The following is a 14,919-nucleotide window of genomic DNA, read 5'->3' as shown; positions in this document are numbered from 1 at the left end:
CGCCATGATGCGCGAGATCCCAAGCGCGGCCGGTGGTATCCTCAGCTATTTCACCCGGCACCGGACGGTCGCCAATCTGCTGCTGCTGGTCATGCTGGTCTTGGGGGCCGCAGCGATCCCGAACATGCGCGCGCAGTTCTTTCCCGATGTCATTCTGGAACGGGTCGATGTGGCGGTTGAATGGGACGGCGCAGGCCCCGAGGATGTCGACAATGGCATCGTTCAACTGCTGGAACCCGAGTTGCTGGCGGTTGAAGGTGTCACCAGCACAACGGCTACCTCACGCGAAGGTTCGGCCAGCATCCGGTTGGAGTTCGAGCCCAACTGGGACATGGCCCGCGCCATCGAAGAAGTCCGCACCGCCGTGGACAGCGTCACTAACCTGCCGGTGGACGCCGAAGAACCTTCAATCCGGCGCGGCGCGTGGCGGGATCGCGTTACGGATGTGGTTGTCACGGGTCCGGTTGCGCCTGACCAGTTGGCGAAGTTCACCGATGAATTGATCAACCGGCTATTTGCGGTCGGTGTTACCCGCACCACGATCCGGGGACTGGCGGCTCCGCGCGTTGTGGTCGAGGTGCCGACCGCTCAGCTGATCGCCAACGATATCGCTCTGGCCGATATCGCGACAGCCATCGCGGCCGAGGTCAATGCCAGCCCCGCCGGTGATGTCAGCGGTGCCAATGCCCGCATTCGGACGGGGGCCGAGAAACGCACACCGGAAGAGATCGAAGGCATCACGCTGCGCAACTTTGCGGATGGGTCCAAACTGCTCGTGGGTGATGTGGCGACGATCCGGGTCGAAGGGGTCAATCGCAACCGCAGCTACTTTGTGGGTGAGAACCCGGCCATGTCCATCCGGGTGGACCGCTCGAATCTGGGTGACGCCATCGGTATCCAGCATTCGGTCGAAGATGTCGTCGCCGAAATGCAGGCCAGCCTGCCCGAAGGTGTCACGGTTGAACTGATCCGCACCCGCGCGCAGGCGATCACGGATCGGCTGGATATTCTGATCGACAACGGCCTTGTCGGGCTTGGGTTGGTCGTCTGCCTGCTGTTTTTGTTCCTCAACGCCCGGATCGCCTTTTGGGTGGCGGCAGGCATCCCGGTCGCGATGTCAGCGGCGATTGCGCTGATGTATCTGGGCGGTTTGTCGCTGAATATGGTGTCCTTGTTCGGCCTGATCATCACGCTGGGCATCGTCGTCGATGACGCGATTGTGGTGGGCGAACACGCCGATTTCCGTGCCCGCCGATTGGGCGAACCGCCCATGGTTGCCGCCGAGCGCGCCGCCCGGCGCATGGCCATGCCGGTCTTTGCGGCCACGATCACCACGGTAATCGCCTTTTTCGGCCTGACCCTTGTCGGTGGTCGGTTCGGAGAGTTGATCCGAGATATTCCCTTTACCGTGATCGCCGTTCTGGCGGCCTCACTGATCGAATGCTTCCTGATCCTGCCCAACCACATGGCCCATGCCATCGCGCATTCGGCCAAGGAACATTGGTACGACCTGCCCAATCGGGTCGTGAACCGGGGGTTCCGCTGGGTGCGGGATCATCTGTTCCGGCCCTTCATCGCCTGGGTCATCTGGGCGCGGTATGTGGTCGTCGCCCTGATGATCGTTATTCTGGCCAGCCAGATTGCCCTGTTCATCCGAGGCGACGTGAACTGGCGGTTCTTCAATGCGCCCGAGCGTGGCTCGGTCACCGGCAACTTCATCATGGCCGAAGGCGCCACCCGCGCCGATACGCTTGAAATGATGCGCCAGTTGCAGCAGGCCACCGATGAGCTGGGACAGATTTACGAGGAACGCCATGGCCGCACCCCCATCGACTATGTTCTGGCCGAGGTTGGCGGCAGTGCCGGGTTTGGTCTGTCCGCCGCCGAGGGCAAGGACGACGATTTGCTGGGTGGTATTTCGATCGAACTGATCGACGCCGACCTGCGCCCTTATTCGAGCTTTGAGTTTGTGGGCGAGTTGCAGGAATTCGTACCCCGCCACCCCAAGGTCGAATTGATCAGTTTCCGCGGCTGGCGATCCGGCCCCGGCGGTGATGCCATCGATGTGCAGTTCTATGGCTCGGATGTGAATACTCTCAAGGCGGCGTCAGAGGATTTGCAGACCGAATTGTCGAAATTCCCCGAGGTCTCGGCGCTTGAGGATAATCTGGCTTATGACAAGGAAGAATTCATTCTGGACCTGACTGCGCAAGGTCAGGCGCTGGGCTTCCGGATCGAAACCTTGGGTCGGGTTCTGCGCAACAGGCTCAACGGGATCGAGGCTGCGACCTTCCCCGATGGTCCCCGCAGTGCTGAGATCCGTGTGGAATTGCCCGAGGGCGAACTGACCGCCGATTTTCTTGAACGCACGCTGATGCGCACCCCGGACGGGGTCTATGTGCCGCTGGCCGATATCGTCTCGGTCGAACGCAAGTCGGGCTTCTCGACCGTACGGCGTGAAAACGGGCTGCGGGTGATTTCGGTCAATGGCGACATATCCGAGGACGATCCGACCCGCGCGGCCGAGATCGAACGCGCGCTGAACGAAGAGATTCTGCCCAATATCGCCGCCGAACGTCAGGTCGAATGGCGCATGGCGGGCCTCAGCGAACAAGAGGATGAGTTCCTGTCCGAGGCGCGCACAGGCCTGATCCTGTGTCTGACCGGGATCTATCTGGTACTGGCCTGGGTCTTTGCCAGCTGGTCGCGGCCCTTAGTGGTGATGGCAATCATCCCGTTTGGCTTGGTGGGCGCGATCTGGGGGCATTACATCTGGGACGTACCGCTGAGCATGTTCACGGTTGTGGGTCTGCTGGGCATGACCGGGATCATCATCAACGACTCGATTGTGCTGGTGACGACCATCGATGGCCACCAGCAGGAACGCGGATTGGTGCCGTCTATCGTCGAAGGCACAGCGGACCGGTTGCGCCCTGTGATGCTGACCACGCTGACGACGGTGCTGGGGCTGACGCCTTTGCTGTATGAAGGCTCTCAGCAGGCGCAGTTCCTGAAGCCCACGGTGATCACTCTGGTCTACGGGTTGGGCTTTGGCATGTTGCTGGTTCTGGTGCTGGTTCCGGCCCTGCTGGCGATCCTGAACGACGTATCGCGTCCGATGACAGCCATGCGCCGAGCTGTCCGCGCCCCGGATCGGGTGATGCAGGGGGCAGTTGCCGCCACGGGCGCGGCGCTATTGTTCTGGTTTGCCGTGACAATGGTCTGGCCAGCGTTGACAGGCGCTCCGGTCGGTGCCCTGTCCGCCCTCTATTCGGGTGATGAAGGGGTGGCCGTTCTGAACATGGGTCTGGGCGCATTTCTGGTTGGGGCGATCCCGATTGTCGTCCTCAGCTTTATAGCCTCTGGGATGCTTTACGCGAGGCTGAAAGATCATGTTGGCCCTTAGCCTTCGCGCAGAGCATATTCCAGAAGTTGACGAACCCGTGCGCTCATCGGCAGATCGCCCTGCCGTATTTGCTCAATCGGAAACCAGCGCGCATCCAGTGCATCATCGCCTGCGACCGGCGCGCCGGATTGATAGCGGCAGGCCACGCCGACCAGCAGGTAGTGGGAGATCACAAGGCCCGCCTCATCCCGCCGCAGCATGTCCAGATTGTCCAGATAATGTGTTGGCTGCGCAGTGACCGAGGTTTCCTCGAATAGCTCTCGCTGCGCAGCCTCCAAAACGGTTTCACCCCATTCCAGGTGACCGCCGGGAAAGCCCCACAATCCCCGGTCAGGCTGTTTGCTGCGTTGCACCAGCAGAACCTGATCCTGATGCAGCACAACCGCCAGCGCGCCGATCTTCGGGGTTTGGGTCATGCGATCACCCAGCGGTGCAGCCCTGAATGTCCACGGCGTGGTTAGCGCCCAATACCGTGATCCGAATCTCGGACCGGTCCAGCGCAAAAGGCGCGCCAGAGGCATTGATGACCTCGGCAGTTGCGATCAGCGTGCCACCTTGCCGGACGGTTTTGGGCTGCGAAGCCCACAGCACCGGATTGCCGGGTTCTATCACCGCGATCTCTTGCCCACCCGCCGAAGGCATGGTCACACGTGCCTCGATCTGCATGCCGTCCGCCGTTGGGGTCAAACTACACCGCGCAGCGGATACGTTGGCCTCACGCGCGGAAAACGGGCGCTGGGCCAGTGCTGCGGCGATGGCAGGGTTGCGGCCCGCTTCGGCATCCAGCGTGTGGTCGAAATCCAGCCGTTCGGGGATGCAGACATCCTTGCAGACGCCCAAATCCATCTCACCGCGCAGACGCACGGGCTTGGCCGGGTTCTTCGGCGTGATCTCGACCGGCAGAACCAGTTGATCCTCGTATCCGATAGATTGCAGGCCGTTCTGGTCAAACACATCGGGCGCGGGCCATGTGATTGACACATCGCCCACGTTGCGCGACCCGTTCCAGTCGAATTGCGGCGGAATGCCCGCATCGCCCGGTGCGCGCCAATAGGTCTTCCACCCGTCCTTCAAAGTCAGGCGCAAGGCCCCCATATAGGTCCCATTGGCGGTGCGGCCACCATCCAGAATGTCCAGCCTGACAACTCCGTCCAGCCCCTGCGCGGTGGCCGGAAAGATCATGCAAAAACAGGCCGCGATGGTGGCGGCAAGGGATTTCATCAGCGTGTTCATTGCCTATACATGCGCGGTGCGGCACGAAAATCCAAGTCACGTTCGGGTCACCTGACTGAAATCTGCGGAAAACCCCGCTGCCGACTTGCCAATCCCTGCGCCGCAGGGTCATTGTGAAGCTGAGTTGAAAAAGAGAAGCCACCCAATGGACCTGACCGGAAAACTGTTGATTGCGATGCCCGGCATGGGCGATCCGCGATTCGACCACTCGGTTGTCTATATGTGCAGTCATGGCGACGATGGCGCGATGGGTCTGATCGTGAACAAACCCTCGGACCTGCGGATCAAGGCCCTGCTGGGGCAGTTGAACATCGCCTGCAGTATCCCGATTGTGGGCGAGCGGCTTGTGCATTTCGGTGGCCCGGTCGAGATGTCGCGCGGCTTTGTCCTGCACAGCGCAGATTACGAGGCCAACCTGCATTCCATGCAAATCTCGGATGATTTCAGCATGACCGCGACGCTGGATGTGCTGGAGGATCTGGCCTCGGGCCGGGGGCCGCTGAATTCTGTGCTCGCACTGGGCTATTCCGGCTGGGGGCCGGGGCAATTGGAAGATGAGATCGCAATGAATGGCTGGCTGACGACCGAGGCGAGCTCGAAACTCGTGTTTGATGTGCCCGACGACGAAAAGTGGGAGGCCGCCTTGGCCACGCTGGGCGTCGATCCCCTGACCCTGTCGGCCAGCGCGGGCCGCGCCTGATCAGCTGTCGCGTGGGGCCGCGGCCCGGCGCAGGCGGTCATTGATCGCAGCCCCAAGATCATGGTCCGGGATCGGAGACACGGCAATCGGCCGGCCCGTTTCATTCAAGCTGTGCAGTGCCGCAAACAGGTTGGCGGCGGCCTCGGGCAAGTTTCCGGCTTCAGACAGGTTCAGATCGCAATCGACAGGGCCAAAGCCCAAAAGAACCTCATCGCCTTGCCTGCTCTGCGCGTTCAGGCGCACGGGCGCATCCGGGGCATAATGTGACTGCAATTGCCCGGGCGCGGTCAGCAGGTCGCCGGATTGGTGCAGGTGCAGGCGGGTGTTGAGGGCGGTCTCGACCGCTTCCAGCGCCACACCTCCGGGGCGCAGCAAGGTCGGCTCTCCGGCCAGCCCCACGATTGTGGATTCCAGACCCACGCCACAAGGGCCATCATCCAGAATGGCTGCGATCCGGCCTCCAAGGCCTGCACGCACATGCTGGGCAGTCGTCGGACTGATTTGACCTGAGGGGTTCGCCGACGGGGCCGCGACCGGCCCGTCAAAGGCGGTCAGCAGATCGCGGGCGGTTTGATGCGCGGGCACCCGCACCGCCAGCGTGTCCAGCCCCGCCGTGACCAGTGAAGAAATCCCGTGCCCGTCGCGCAAAGGCAGAACCAGTGTCAGCGGGCCGGGCCAAAAGGCATTGGAAAGGGTTTCCGCGTGATCCGACCATTCGACAAACCGCCGCGCAGCCTCGGCCGAAGCGACATGGGCGATCAGCGGGTTAAAGCTGGGGCGGCCCTTGGCCTCGTAAATCGCGGCCACGGCCTCTCCGTTGCGGGCATCGCCGCCAAGGCCATAGACCGTCTCGGTTGCAAAGGTGACCAGCAGGCCCTGACGCAGCAGGTCAGCCGCGCGCGCGATGCCGTCTGGGTCTGCTGTCAGATCGAGAGTTGTGGGGATCATGTCTGGTGACGCCGCGTTTTGGTTGCTTGCAACATAAGGACAGGTAGGTAATGCACCCAAGCCTTGATGCATACCGGTGCCGGGCCGGAATTCCAAGCCCGCCTGCGCAATACCGGTCAGACAGCCCCCGAGGGACAACATGACATACCGCGCACCGATTTCAGACTACGAGTTCCTGTTTCAAAATGTGGTCGAATTCGATCAGATTGCGGCGACCGAAAGGTTTGCCGATGCCAGCCCCGACGTCGTCAGCGCGATCCTGTCCGAGGCGGGCAAGATGTGTGAAGAGGTTCTGGCCCCACTGAACGCCACCGGCGATCTGAAACCGGCACGGTTGGAGGATGGTGTGCTGCACAGCCCGCCCGGCTATGCGGATGGCTGGGCCGCGATTGCCGAGGGCGGCTGGATCGGGATCAGCGGCGACCCCGAGCATGGCGGTATGGGCCTGCCGATGACCGTCACCACCGCCGTGAACGAGATGATGAGCGCGGCCTGCCTGTCACTGCAGGTGGCCCCGCTGATGAGCCAGGGGCAGATCGAAGCCCTGCAGCACCATGCCAGTGACGCGCTCAAGGCGCTGTATCTGCCCAAGCTGATGACCGGTGCATGGTCGGGCACGATGAACCTGACGGAACCGCAGGCAGGCTCGGATGTTGGGTCGCTGACATCGAAGGCCGAACCCAACGGCGATGGAACCTATGCGATCTCGGGGCAGAAGATCTTTATCTCATGGGGTGACAACGACTTTGCCGAAAATATCTGTCATCTGGTGCTGGCACGCTTGCCGGATGGGGTGCCGGGCACAAAGGGGATTTCGCTGTTCCTGGTGCCCAAGTTTATCCCGGATGCCGATGGCAATCCGGGTGCGCGCAATGATCTGAAGGTTGTTTCAATCGAGCATAAGCTGGGTCTGCACGGCTCGCCCACCTGTGTGATGCAATATGACGGTGCAACCGGTTGGCTGGTGGGGCAGGAACATGGCGGCATGGCAGCCATGTTCACCATGATGAACAACGCGCGGCTGGGCGTGGGCGGGCAGGGCATCGGTGTGGCCGAAGCCGCCTATCAGCACGCGCTGGCCTACGCGCAGGATCGCAAGCAGGGCAAAACCCCTTCAGGGACAATCATTGACCACGCCGATGTGCGCCGAATGGTCGCCGATATGCGCGCCGATACCTTTGCGGCCCGTGCGATCATGCTGGCCAATGCTGCCGCCATCGACATGGCCGAAGCGACAGGCGACGCTGATTGGGTGGCCCGCGCTGCATTGCTGACCCCGATCTCCAAGGCGTTCGGGTCCCGCACCGGGATGCGCGTGTCTGAAACCGGCATTCAGGTGCATGGCGGCATGGGCGTGATTGAGGAAACCGGGGCGGCTCAGTTCTACCGCGATGTCCGTGTGACCGCGATCTACGAAGGCACCAACGGTATTCAGGCGATGGACCTTGTCGCCCGCAAGATGATGGACGGGGGCGAGGCGGCTTCGCGCCTGCTGGACGAGATCGAAGATCACGCCGAACAGGCCCGCGCCACTGTGCCCGATCTTGCCGGTCCCGTGTGGGAGGCGACCGAGTCCCTGCGCGAAGCAACCGAATGGATGGTGTCACAGGGCAACATGAATGACCGCTTTGCCGGGGCGCTGGCTTATCTGCACGCCTTCGCGCGGGTTCTGGGCGGGCATTTCCATCTGAAAGCCGCCCTGGCGGACCCAAAGGGCCCACGTGGCAAGCTGGCGCGCTATTACATCAAAGCGCTGCTGCCCGAATATACCGGCCTGCTGGCGCAAGCGCAGAACGGGTCGGTGGACCTGTTTGCCCTTAGCGCGGATGATCTGTCGGCATGATGGACGACCTGCACTCTCCGGCCATCCGCTACCCCTGGCCCGAGCCGCCTGCACCCGGCGAGGCCACGCGGATTGCCGAAGGTGTGCTGTGGATCCGACTGCCGCTGCCGATGGCGCTGGACCATGTGAATGTCTACGCGCTGGATGACGGTGACGGCTGGACCATCGTCGACACTGGGATGTCGTCGCGGAAAACCCGCGCGATCTGGCAGGATCTGATGTCCGGGCCGCTGGGCGGCAAACCCGTCCACCGGGTTGTGGCCACGCATCATCACCCCGATCACATCGGCAACGCGGGCTGGTTTCAGTCCGAATACGGCGCTGAACTGGTGACCAGCCGAACCGCATGGCTGTTCGCGCGCATGCTGACGCTGGACGTGCAGGAAAGCTGGCCGCAGGAAACGCTGGATTTCTACCAAAGCGCCGGAATGGCGGCCGAGGTTCTGGATAAACGCAAAGCCGACCGCCCCTTTAACTTTGCCGACAGCGTCTATCCCATGCCGCTTGGGTTCACCCGCATCCAGCAGGGCGACGTGTTCCGCGTGGGCGGGCGGGACTGGGACGTGCATATGGGCAACGGCCACGCGCCGGAACATGTCACGCTCTGGAGCCGCGACGATGATCTGGTTCTCAGCGGCGATCAGATCCTCAGCTCGATCAGTCCCAATCTGGGCGTCTACGCGACCGAGCCCATGGCCGACCCGATCTCGGGCTGGCTGGAGGCGTGTGAACGGCTTGCAACCCTGGCGCGGCCCGAACATCTGGTTCTGGGCGGGCACAAATTGCCGTTCACTGGCCTGCCGCTGCGGATGCGGCAGTTGATCGACAACCATCACGGTGCGCTTAAGCGCTTGTTGAAAGACCTGACCGAACCCAAAGCCGCCGCCGAGTGTTTTGCGCCCCTGTTCAAACGGTCGATCGGCGAGGGGGAATATGGCCTGGCCCTGGTCGAAGCGGTTGCACATATGAGCCATCTTTACCACATTGGAGCTGTCACCCGGACGCGCCGCGCAGACGGTGCCTGGGTCTACCAACGCAAAGGGTAAAGAATGCAGGACGAGATCGAAACCTCAGCCGAAGCTGCCGAAGCGGCGGCCCTGCCGCGCTGCTACGAGGTCCACGCCAACGCCGAGGCCGAATCCGGTTCGAAAACCCTGCCGGAACCCTTGCAACAACCGGTCGAGACCAAAAGCCCGGCCCAATGGGCATACGAACGTCTGATCCTTTACATCCAGAACTTTGAAAAGACGCTGGATGGAGATCAGGAGGTTGCGATGGGCTTCACCGGCGGTGACGCGGGTGTCATGCGGATCGAAGGGATGGGGTATTTCGACCCCGATGTCATCACCTTCTACGGCTCGGATGGATCGGGCGCCCGCACCCAGCTGGTACAGCATGTCAGCCAGTTGAATGTCATGCTGCGCGCTTTGCCGAAATCGGTCGAGGACAAGCCCGCCAACCGCATCGGGTTCCGTCTGGCCGCAGATCTGGAAGAAAGCTGACTTGCAATTCACGCTTTCGCAGCCTTGAATGAGTAAACCGTTCAGGAGGCCGCGCAAGTGTCAGATTTCTCAGCCGTTACACATGCCTATGGTGCCGCCTGGCGGCGGCGGCGTGTCTTTGTGCCCGTCTACCTTGCCGTCCGCCTGTTGCTGATCGCGCTGATTGCACCGGGCGTGGCGGCGGCGGTCAATCTCGCGGTGTCCATGTCAAATCAAACGGCCCTGACGGATCAGGACATCGCAGCCTTCATTCTGTCCCCCGCCGGGTTCATCGCGGCGCTTGTGGTGCTGAGCCTGTTTCTGATGACCGAGGTTTTTGTCTTTGCGGTCATGGCGGGTTCGCTGCGTATGGGCGAGCCCGATCCGTGGCGCGCAGGCAGCTCTTCGATCCGCCTGGTTCTGTCGCGCCTGCCCGCGCTGTTCAGCTTTGCCGCGCGCTTTATCCTGCGCGTGCTGCTTCTGGCGCTGCCCTTTCTGGCCATTTCCGGCCTTATCGCGTGGTGGTGGCTGACCGAATATGACATCAACTACTACCTGACCTTCCACCCGCCCGCCTTCTGGGTTGCTGTGTTGATGATCGGGGCGGTGATGCTTGTGATGGCATGGGTCCTGATCCGCAGGCTATCGGCCTGGGCGCTTTCGCTGCATCTGGTGTTGTTTGAAAACGTTCACCCGGCGCATGTGTTCAATATCAGCGCATCGCGGATGGAGGGTAATCGGGGCCGTCTGAAACTGTCGCTGGTGCTGTGGCTGGCCACGCGCCTTGTCATTGCTGCAGTGATTGCGTGGGTTGCGGGCCTCCTGTTTGCACTGGTGCCGTTGCAGGGCAGCGGCCATCTGCGTCTGGCCTTGATCTACAGCCTGGTCATTGCGGGGCTTTGGGCCTTGGCCGGTTTGGTGCTGGCGGCCACGGCGCTGGGCGCTTTGGCGGTTTTGCTGGATCGGTTCTTTGAACCGCAGACAGCCGACCTGCCGCATCCCGAACCGGGGCGTCTGGGGGTGCCGCTGTTCACCGCTGTAGGTCTGGCCTTGATCGCCGTGCTGGCAGGTGTTTGGTTTGGTCAAAACCTGCTGGAAAGGGTGCAGGCCCCGGACCGGGCCGAGGTGATCGGCCACCGCGGGGCGGCGGCGTTGCGGCCTGAAAACACTATGGCCTCGGTCCTGAAAGCCATCGAGGACGGCGCGGACTGGGTTGAGATCGACGTACAGGAAACGGCGGATGACGTGGTGATCGTCGCCCATGACAGCGATTTCATGAAACTGGCCGGGGTCAATCTAAAGGTTTGGGACGCCACGATGGAGGATGTGGCCCAGATTGATATCGGCAGCTGGTTTGGCCCCGAATATGCCGATCAGCGCACCCCGACGCTGCGTGAGGTTTTGGGGGCCACAAAGGGTAGATCCAAGGTCATTATCGAGCTGAAATACTACGGTCACGATATTGATCTGGAGAACCGCGTGGCCGCTTTGGTCGAAGAGTTGGGAATGCAGGACGACATTGCCACGATGTCGCTGAAATACCCGGCTGTTCAAAAGATGAAGGCGATCCGGCCCGATTGGCGCGCGGGCGTTCTGGCCGCAACCGCCGTGGGTGATCTGTCCGGGTTGGAGGGGGATTTTGTTGCCGTGAACGCGGCCACGGTCTCGCCTGGGCTGATCCGATCCGTTCAGGATGCGGGCAAGGACATCTATGTCTGGACGGTGAATGATCCGCTGCAAATGTCTGCCATGGCCTCGATGGGGGTGGACGGGCTGATCACCGACCGCCCAGCCATGGCGCGCGAGGTTTTGCGCGTTCGTGCCGAGATGGGACCGGCAGAGCGGTTGCTGCTGTGGCTGGCCACAAGTTTCGGAATGCAGGTCGATACCGAGGCGATGCGCGATGACAGCCCATAAGCTGGCGCTGTTTCTGATCTGCCTGTCGGGGCCTGCCGTCGCGCAGGACCTGATGCGCAGCGTCGAAATGCCTGCCCACCGGGCCTTGATCGCGCAGCGGGGCGTCGAACCTCTGACACCGTTTGAAACCGACGGATGTTCGGGCGGGTTGTCGGCCAGTTGGCGCTGGGTGGCAGACACCTTCCCGCAGATCGGTGAATTGTATCAGGCGCATCCCCCTTGGGAGGAATGTTGCGTCATCCATGACCGTGCCTATCACAACGCAGGTGGGGCCTTGCGCGCCGAAGACAGCTTTGACGCGCGGCTTTCTGCGGATCAAACCTTGCGGGCCTGCGTCAAGGACCATGGCGACAGCCATGCCGAGGAATACGCTGAGCGCTATGAGATGACCCCTGATCAGATCCGAAACGTCCATGCGTTGACAGCAGATACCATCTACGGTGCCGTCCGCTTTGGCGGCGGCCCGTGCAGCGGATTGCCCTGGCGCTGGGGATTTGGATATCCGGGATGTTCCGTGTTCGGAGAACGCACCCCTGCAAGCGAGTGACGTCATGCCCTGCGCGCGAATGACGTGGTGACAGCCTGACTCTTTTCGATTATCCAACAGGAAAACACGCGAATTGGGATTCTAAGACACATGGCTGACCACAAGCACGGCGAAATGGACATCACCGTCCAGGAAAAAACCTTTAACGGCTTCATCAAGGCCACCACATGGTGCGTGGTTGTCATCGCCTTCCTTTGCCTGTTCCTCGCGGTTTTCGCGTCCTAAGCTGAACCGAGGGCGACCCGTGTTCCGGATTTTGATTGCCTGCCTTCTGGCAGCAACGCTGACAGGCTGCGCGGTGTCCGACCGTCCGCAGGCAGATCAGGCCGAGATTGTCGCCCGGTCTTACCGTGACCCCGGGCCGTCTACCCTGACGCTGTATACGATGATCAACACGCGCACCGGATCCGGCGCGCACACATCCTTGATGATCGGCGGCAGCGAGCGGGTGATCTTTGATCCTGCCGGGTCGTTTCGCGCGGACGTAGTGCCGATCAAGGACGACGTTCTTTATGGGATCACCCCGGCGGTCGAGCAAGCCTATCGCAGCTCGCACGCACGCGAATCCCATTATGCGCGGATCCAAACGATTCAGGTGAGCCCTCAGCAGGCCGAAATCGCGCTGCAGCTGGCCAAGCAAAGCGGACCGGTTGCAGGCGCGTTCTGCGCAAACTCAACCGCCCGGATATTGCAGCAGGTGCCGGGGTTCGAGCAGATCGACGTCACGTTTTATCCGGTGAAGCTCTCGGATCAGTTCGGACAATTGCCCGGTGTGGTGACGGAAGAATACCGCGAGAACGACGATGCCGATCTGCAAAAGGGTCTGGCCGCGAACAATGCGCGCCTGAACCAGTTGGATGCGACGTCAACCCAATAGGAACAGCAACCCATAAAGGGTTGCCGAGCCGGTGAAAATCGCGGCAAGAACGTTTTTCGTCAGAACTCCGACCGATAATGCGACTGCGGCGGCTGCCATGCGCGGGATGTCGGGTTGCCCTTCGGTTGCCGTGGGCCAGACGACCAGTGGCGCAATCAGGGCCGGAATGATGGCAACCGCTGTGTAGCGCAGGTGCCGCAACAGCCACGGTGGCATCGGACGGTCGCCAACCAGCCCGATAAAGGCAAAGCGCAGGGCAAAGCTGCCGACGGCCAGCCCGACGATGATGGTCCAGATGGTGACCGGGTCGACCTGAGTCATGATTTCTTCCCCTCCAGCATCAGTTCGGCTTGCGCCCCGGCCACCATCCCCGCCGCTCCGGCGATCAGCAAACCCAGATTGAACGGGACGGCAACCGTCAGCAGCGCGACGACAATCGCAACCAGCGCGGCGACCACATGCGCCAGCGTCCGCATCATCGGGCCCACCATGGCCAGAAAGGTGATCGGCAGCGCAAAATCCAGTGCCCAGCTTTCAGGGATTTGTGCCCCAAGAACCGCACCCAGATAGGTGGTGAGCATCCAAAGCGGCGTGATCGGCGTGACCGACCCGAAGAAATACGCCATGCGCTGAGGCACGGTCATCCGGGGTTCTTTTTCGAACCGCACCACCGAGCAGGCATAGGACTGATCCACGATCAAATAGGCTGCGCAGGCCCTCTGCCACAGGGGCGCCGCCCCTAAATAAGGGGTGAGCGAGGCCGAATACATCGCCACCCGCAGGTTTACCGCCAATGCGGAGGCCAGAATGATGATGGTCGGTGCGTTGTCCTGCAGCAACTGCAGGGCCGCAAACTGTGCGGCGCCTGCAAAAACCGTGATCGAGAAGGCCATTGTCTGAACGATGTCCAGCCCGGCCTCGGTCGCGAAAACGCCGAACAGGGTCCCGAAGGGCATCGCCACGAAGATGAACGGCGTCCCGTCGCGAAAACCCTTCCAGAAGTATGACTTGGATGTGGCGGTTGCCATGGCTAAATCCTATGGTGTCCGCAGAAGAAGTAGCGGTCTTGGGAAAGGGTTGCAATTGGCCACGGAACTGGATGTCACGGACTACATCATCGCCCCAGACCCCGGCGCGGCCCGCCTGACCCGCGCGGTGGAAGGCGTGGACCAGAATGGCGAGGTCAGCCAAATCTCGGTGGTCGAGGAGCGCCCGCTGACGATATTCCTGAATTCGCAGGAAATCGTCACGGCGATGACAATCGGCGACTACCCGGAATATCTGGCACTGGGATTCCTGCGCAATCAGGGCATGTTGCTGGCCGATGACCAGATCACGCGGGTGGACTATGACGACGATCTGGAAACCGTCGTGGTTCGCACGGCGCGTGAGACCTCCTACGAGGACAAGCTGAAGAAAAAGACCCGCACCAGCGGCTGCGCCGTGGGCACCGTGTTTGGCGACATGATGGAGGGGTTGGAGGACGTGCGCCTGCCGCAGGTTCAGGTGCGCACCTCATGGCTCTATGATCTGGCCGCCAAGATCAACCGTACGCCATCCCTGTATCTTGAGGCCGGGGCGATCCATGGCACCGTGCTGTGCCGCGAGAACCGCCCGCTGGTTTATATGGAGGATGTGGGCCGCCACAACGCGGTCGACAAGATCGCAGGCTGGATGCTGTCCGAGGGTAAGGCGGCGGAGGACAAGATCCTTTACACCACCGGGCGGCTGACGTCCGAGATGGTGATCAAAACAGCGATGATGGGCATCCCGGTTCTGGCCTCACGGTCCGGTTTCACCGCCTGGGGCGTCGAGATCGCGCGCGAGGTCGGCCTGACCCTGATCGGCCGGATGCGCGGCCAGCGGTTTGTGTGCCTCTCGGGTGAGGACCGGCTGGTACGCGACGTAGACCCGGCCAGCGTCGCGGTAGAGGACAGGAAACATCGACGGAAAAGTGCGGGGTGAAC

15 protein-coding genes are annotated in these 14,919 nt (G+C 61.9%); 10 read left to right on the top strand and 5 right to left on the bottom strand.

What is annotated here, in order from left to right; translation table 11 throughout:
- Positions 1 to 4: 4 nt before the first annotated feature.
- A complete protein-coding gene (locus ACR0KJ_RS14920) occupies positions 5 to 3,406 on the top strand; it encodes an efflux RND transporter permease subunit (RefSeq protein ID WP_480627034.1) in 3,402 nt (1,133 codons plus the stop codon).
- Here the strand turns inward: ACR0KJ_RS14920 and ACR0KJ_RS14915 are convergent.
- The gene (locus ACR0KJ_RS14915; protein WP_170624077.1) at positions 3,403 to 3,822 is read right to left on the bottom strand and encodes an NUDIX hydrolase; all 420 of its coding nucleotides are present in this window, start codon (positions 3,820 to 3,822) and stop codon (positions 3,403 to 3,405) included. The two genes, ACR0KJ_RS14920 and ACR0KJ_RS14915, sit on opposite strands and share 4 nt — an antisense overlap.
- Before the next feature lie 4 nt (positions 3,823 to 3,826).
- Positions 3,827 to 4,627, bottom strand: coding sequence for a protein-disulfide reductase DsbD domain-containing protein (locus ACR0KJ_RS14910; protein WP_480627033.1), 801 nt, complete (start codon positions 4,625 to 4,627; stop codon positions 3,827 to 3,829).
- Positions 4,628 to 4,784: 157 nt separating this feature from the next.
- Between ACR0KJ_RS14910 and ACR0KJ_RS14905 the strand changes: the two genes are divergently transcribed.
- Complete coding sequence (locus ACR0KJ_RS14905; protein WP_170453185.1) at positions 4,785 to 5,339, top strand: YqgE/AlgH family protein; 555 nt, start codon at positions 4,785 to 4,787, stop codon at positions 5,337 to 5,339.
- Here the strand turns inward: ACR0KJ_RS14905 and ACR0KJ_RS14900 are convergent, their stop codons facing one another.
- Positions 5,340 to 6,287 carry an L-threonylcarbamoyladenylate synthase gene (locus tag ACR0KJ_RS14900; RefSeq protein ID WP_480627032.1) on the bottom strand — a complete coding sequence of 316 codons (948 nt, stop codon included), beginning with the start codon at positions 6,285 to 6,287 and terminating at the stop codon, positions 5,340 to 5,342. It lies immediately after the preceding gene.
- A 139-nt stretch (positions 6,288 to 6,426) separates the two neighbouring features.
- Between ACR0KJ_RS14900 and ACR0KJ_RS14895 the strand changes: the two genes are divergently transcribed.
- The 7 genes from ACR0KJ_RS14895 to ACR0KJ_RS14865 all read left to right on the top strand — a co-directional run bounded on the left by ACR0KJ_RS14895 (position 6,427) and on the right by ACR0KJ_RS14865 (position 12,952).
- A complete protein-coding gene (locus tag ACR0KJ_RS14895) occupies positions 6,427 to 8,130 on the top strand; it encodes an acyl-CoA dehydrogenase (protein WP_170453183.1) in 1,704 nt (567 codons plus the stop codon).
- On the top strand, positions 8,127 to 9,176 hold the full coding sequence (locus ACR0KJ_RS14890; RefSeq protein WP_480627031.1) for an MBL fold metallo-hydrolase: 1,050 nt from the start codon (positions 8,127 to 8,129) through the stop codon (positions 9,174 to 9,176). The genes ACR0KJ_RS14895 and ACR0KJ_RS14890 overlap by 4 nt, the downstream gene beginning before the upstream one ends.
- A gap of 3 nt (positions 9,177 to 9,179) precedes the next feature.
- A complete protein-coding gene (locus tag ACR0KJ_RS14885) occupies positions 9,180 to 9,632 on the top strand; it encodes a DUF6173 family protein (protein WP_170453181.1) in 453 nt (150 codons plus the stop codon).
- Positions 9,633 to 9,689: 57 nt separating this feature from the next.
- The gene (locus tag ACR0KJ_RS14880; protein WP_480627030.1) at positions 9,690 to 11,528 is read left to right on the top strand and encodes a glycerophosphodiester phosphodiesterase family protein; all 1,839 of its coding nucleotides are present in this window, start codon (positions 9,690 to 9,692) and stop codon (positions 11,526 to 11,528) included.
- A complete protein-coding gene (locus tag ACR0KJ_RS14875; protein WP_480627029.1) occupies positions 11,515 to 12,075 on the top strand; it encodes a hypothetical protein in 561 nt (186 codons plus the stop codon). Before ACR0KJ_RS14880 ends, ACR0KJ_RS14875 begins: the two co-directional genes overlap by 14 nt.
- Before the next feature lie 90 nt (positions 12,076 to 12,165).
- On the top strand, positions 12,166 to 12,300 hold the full coding sequence (locus ACR0KJ_RS14870) for an aa3-type cytochrome c oxidase subunit IV (protein ID WP_170453178.1): 135 nt from the start codon (positions 12,166 to 12,168) through the stop codon (positions 12,298 to 12,300).
- Positions 12,301 to 12,319: 19 nt separating this feature from the next.
- A complete protein-coding gene (locus ACR0KJ_RS14865) occupies positions 12,320 to 12,952 on the top strand; it encodes a hypothetical protein (RefSeq protein WP_170453177.1) in 633 nt (210 codons plus the stop codon).
- Here ACR0KJ_RS14865 and ACR0KJ_RS14860 read toward each other — a convergent pair.
- Positions 12,941 to 13,273 (bottom strand): AzlD domain-containing protein, encoded by a 333-nt coding sequence (locus ACR0KJ_RS14860; RefSeq protein WP_480627028.1) that lies wholly within the window; start codon positions 13,271 to 13,273, stop codon positions 12,941 to 12,943. The genes ACR0KJ_RS14865 and ACR0KJ_RS14860 overlap by 12 nt on opposite strands.
- Positions 13,270 to 13,980, bottom strand: coding sequence for an AzlC family ABC transporter permease (locus ACR0KJ_RS14855; protein WP_170453175.1), 711 nt, complete (start codon positions 13,978 to 13,980; stop codon positions 13,270 to 13,272). Before ACR0KJ_RS14855 ends, ACR0KJ_RS14860 begins: the two co-directional genes overlap by 4 nt.
- Here ACR0KJ_RS14855 and ACR0KJ_RS14850 point away from each other — a divergent pair.
- Positions 13,979 to 14,917 carry a formate dehydrogenase accessory sulfurtransferase FdhD gene (locus ACR0KJ_RS14850; RefSeq protein WP_480627027.1) on the top strand — a complete coding sequence of 313 codons (939 nt, stop codon included), beginning with the start codon at positions 13,979 to 13,981 and terminating at the stop codon, positions 14,915 to 14,917. The genes ACR0KJ_RS14855 and ACR0KJ_RS14850 overlap by 2 nt on opposite strands.
- Positions 14,918 to 14,919: the final 2 nt, after the last annotated feature.

It is taken from the genome of Ruegeria sp. AD6 (genome assembly GCF_056542325.1).
The sequence above is the reverse complement of the archived record's forward strand: the minus strand, read 5'-3'. Positions and strand labels throughout refer to the sequence as shown.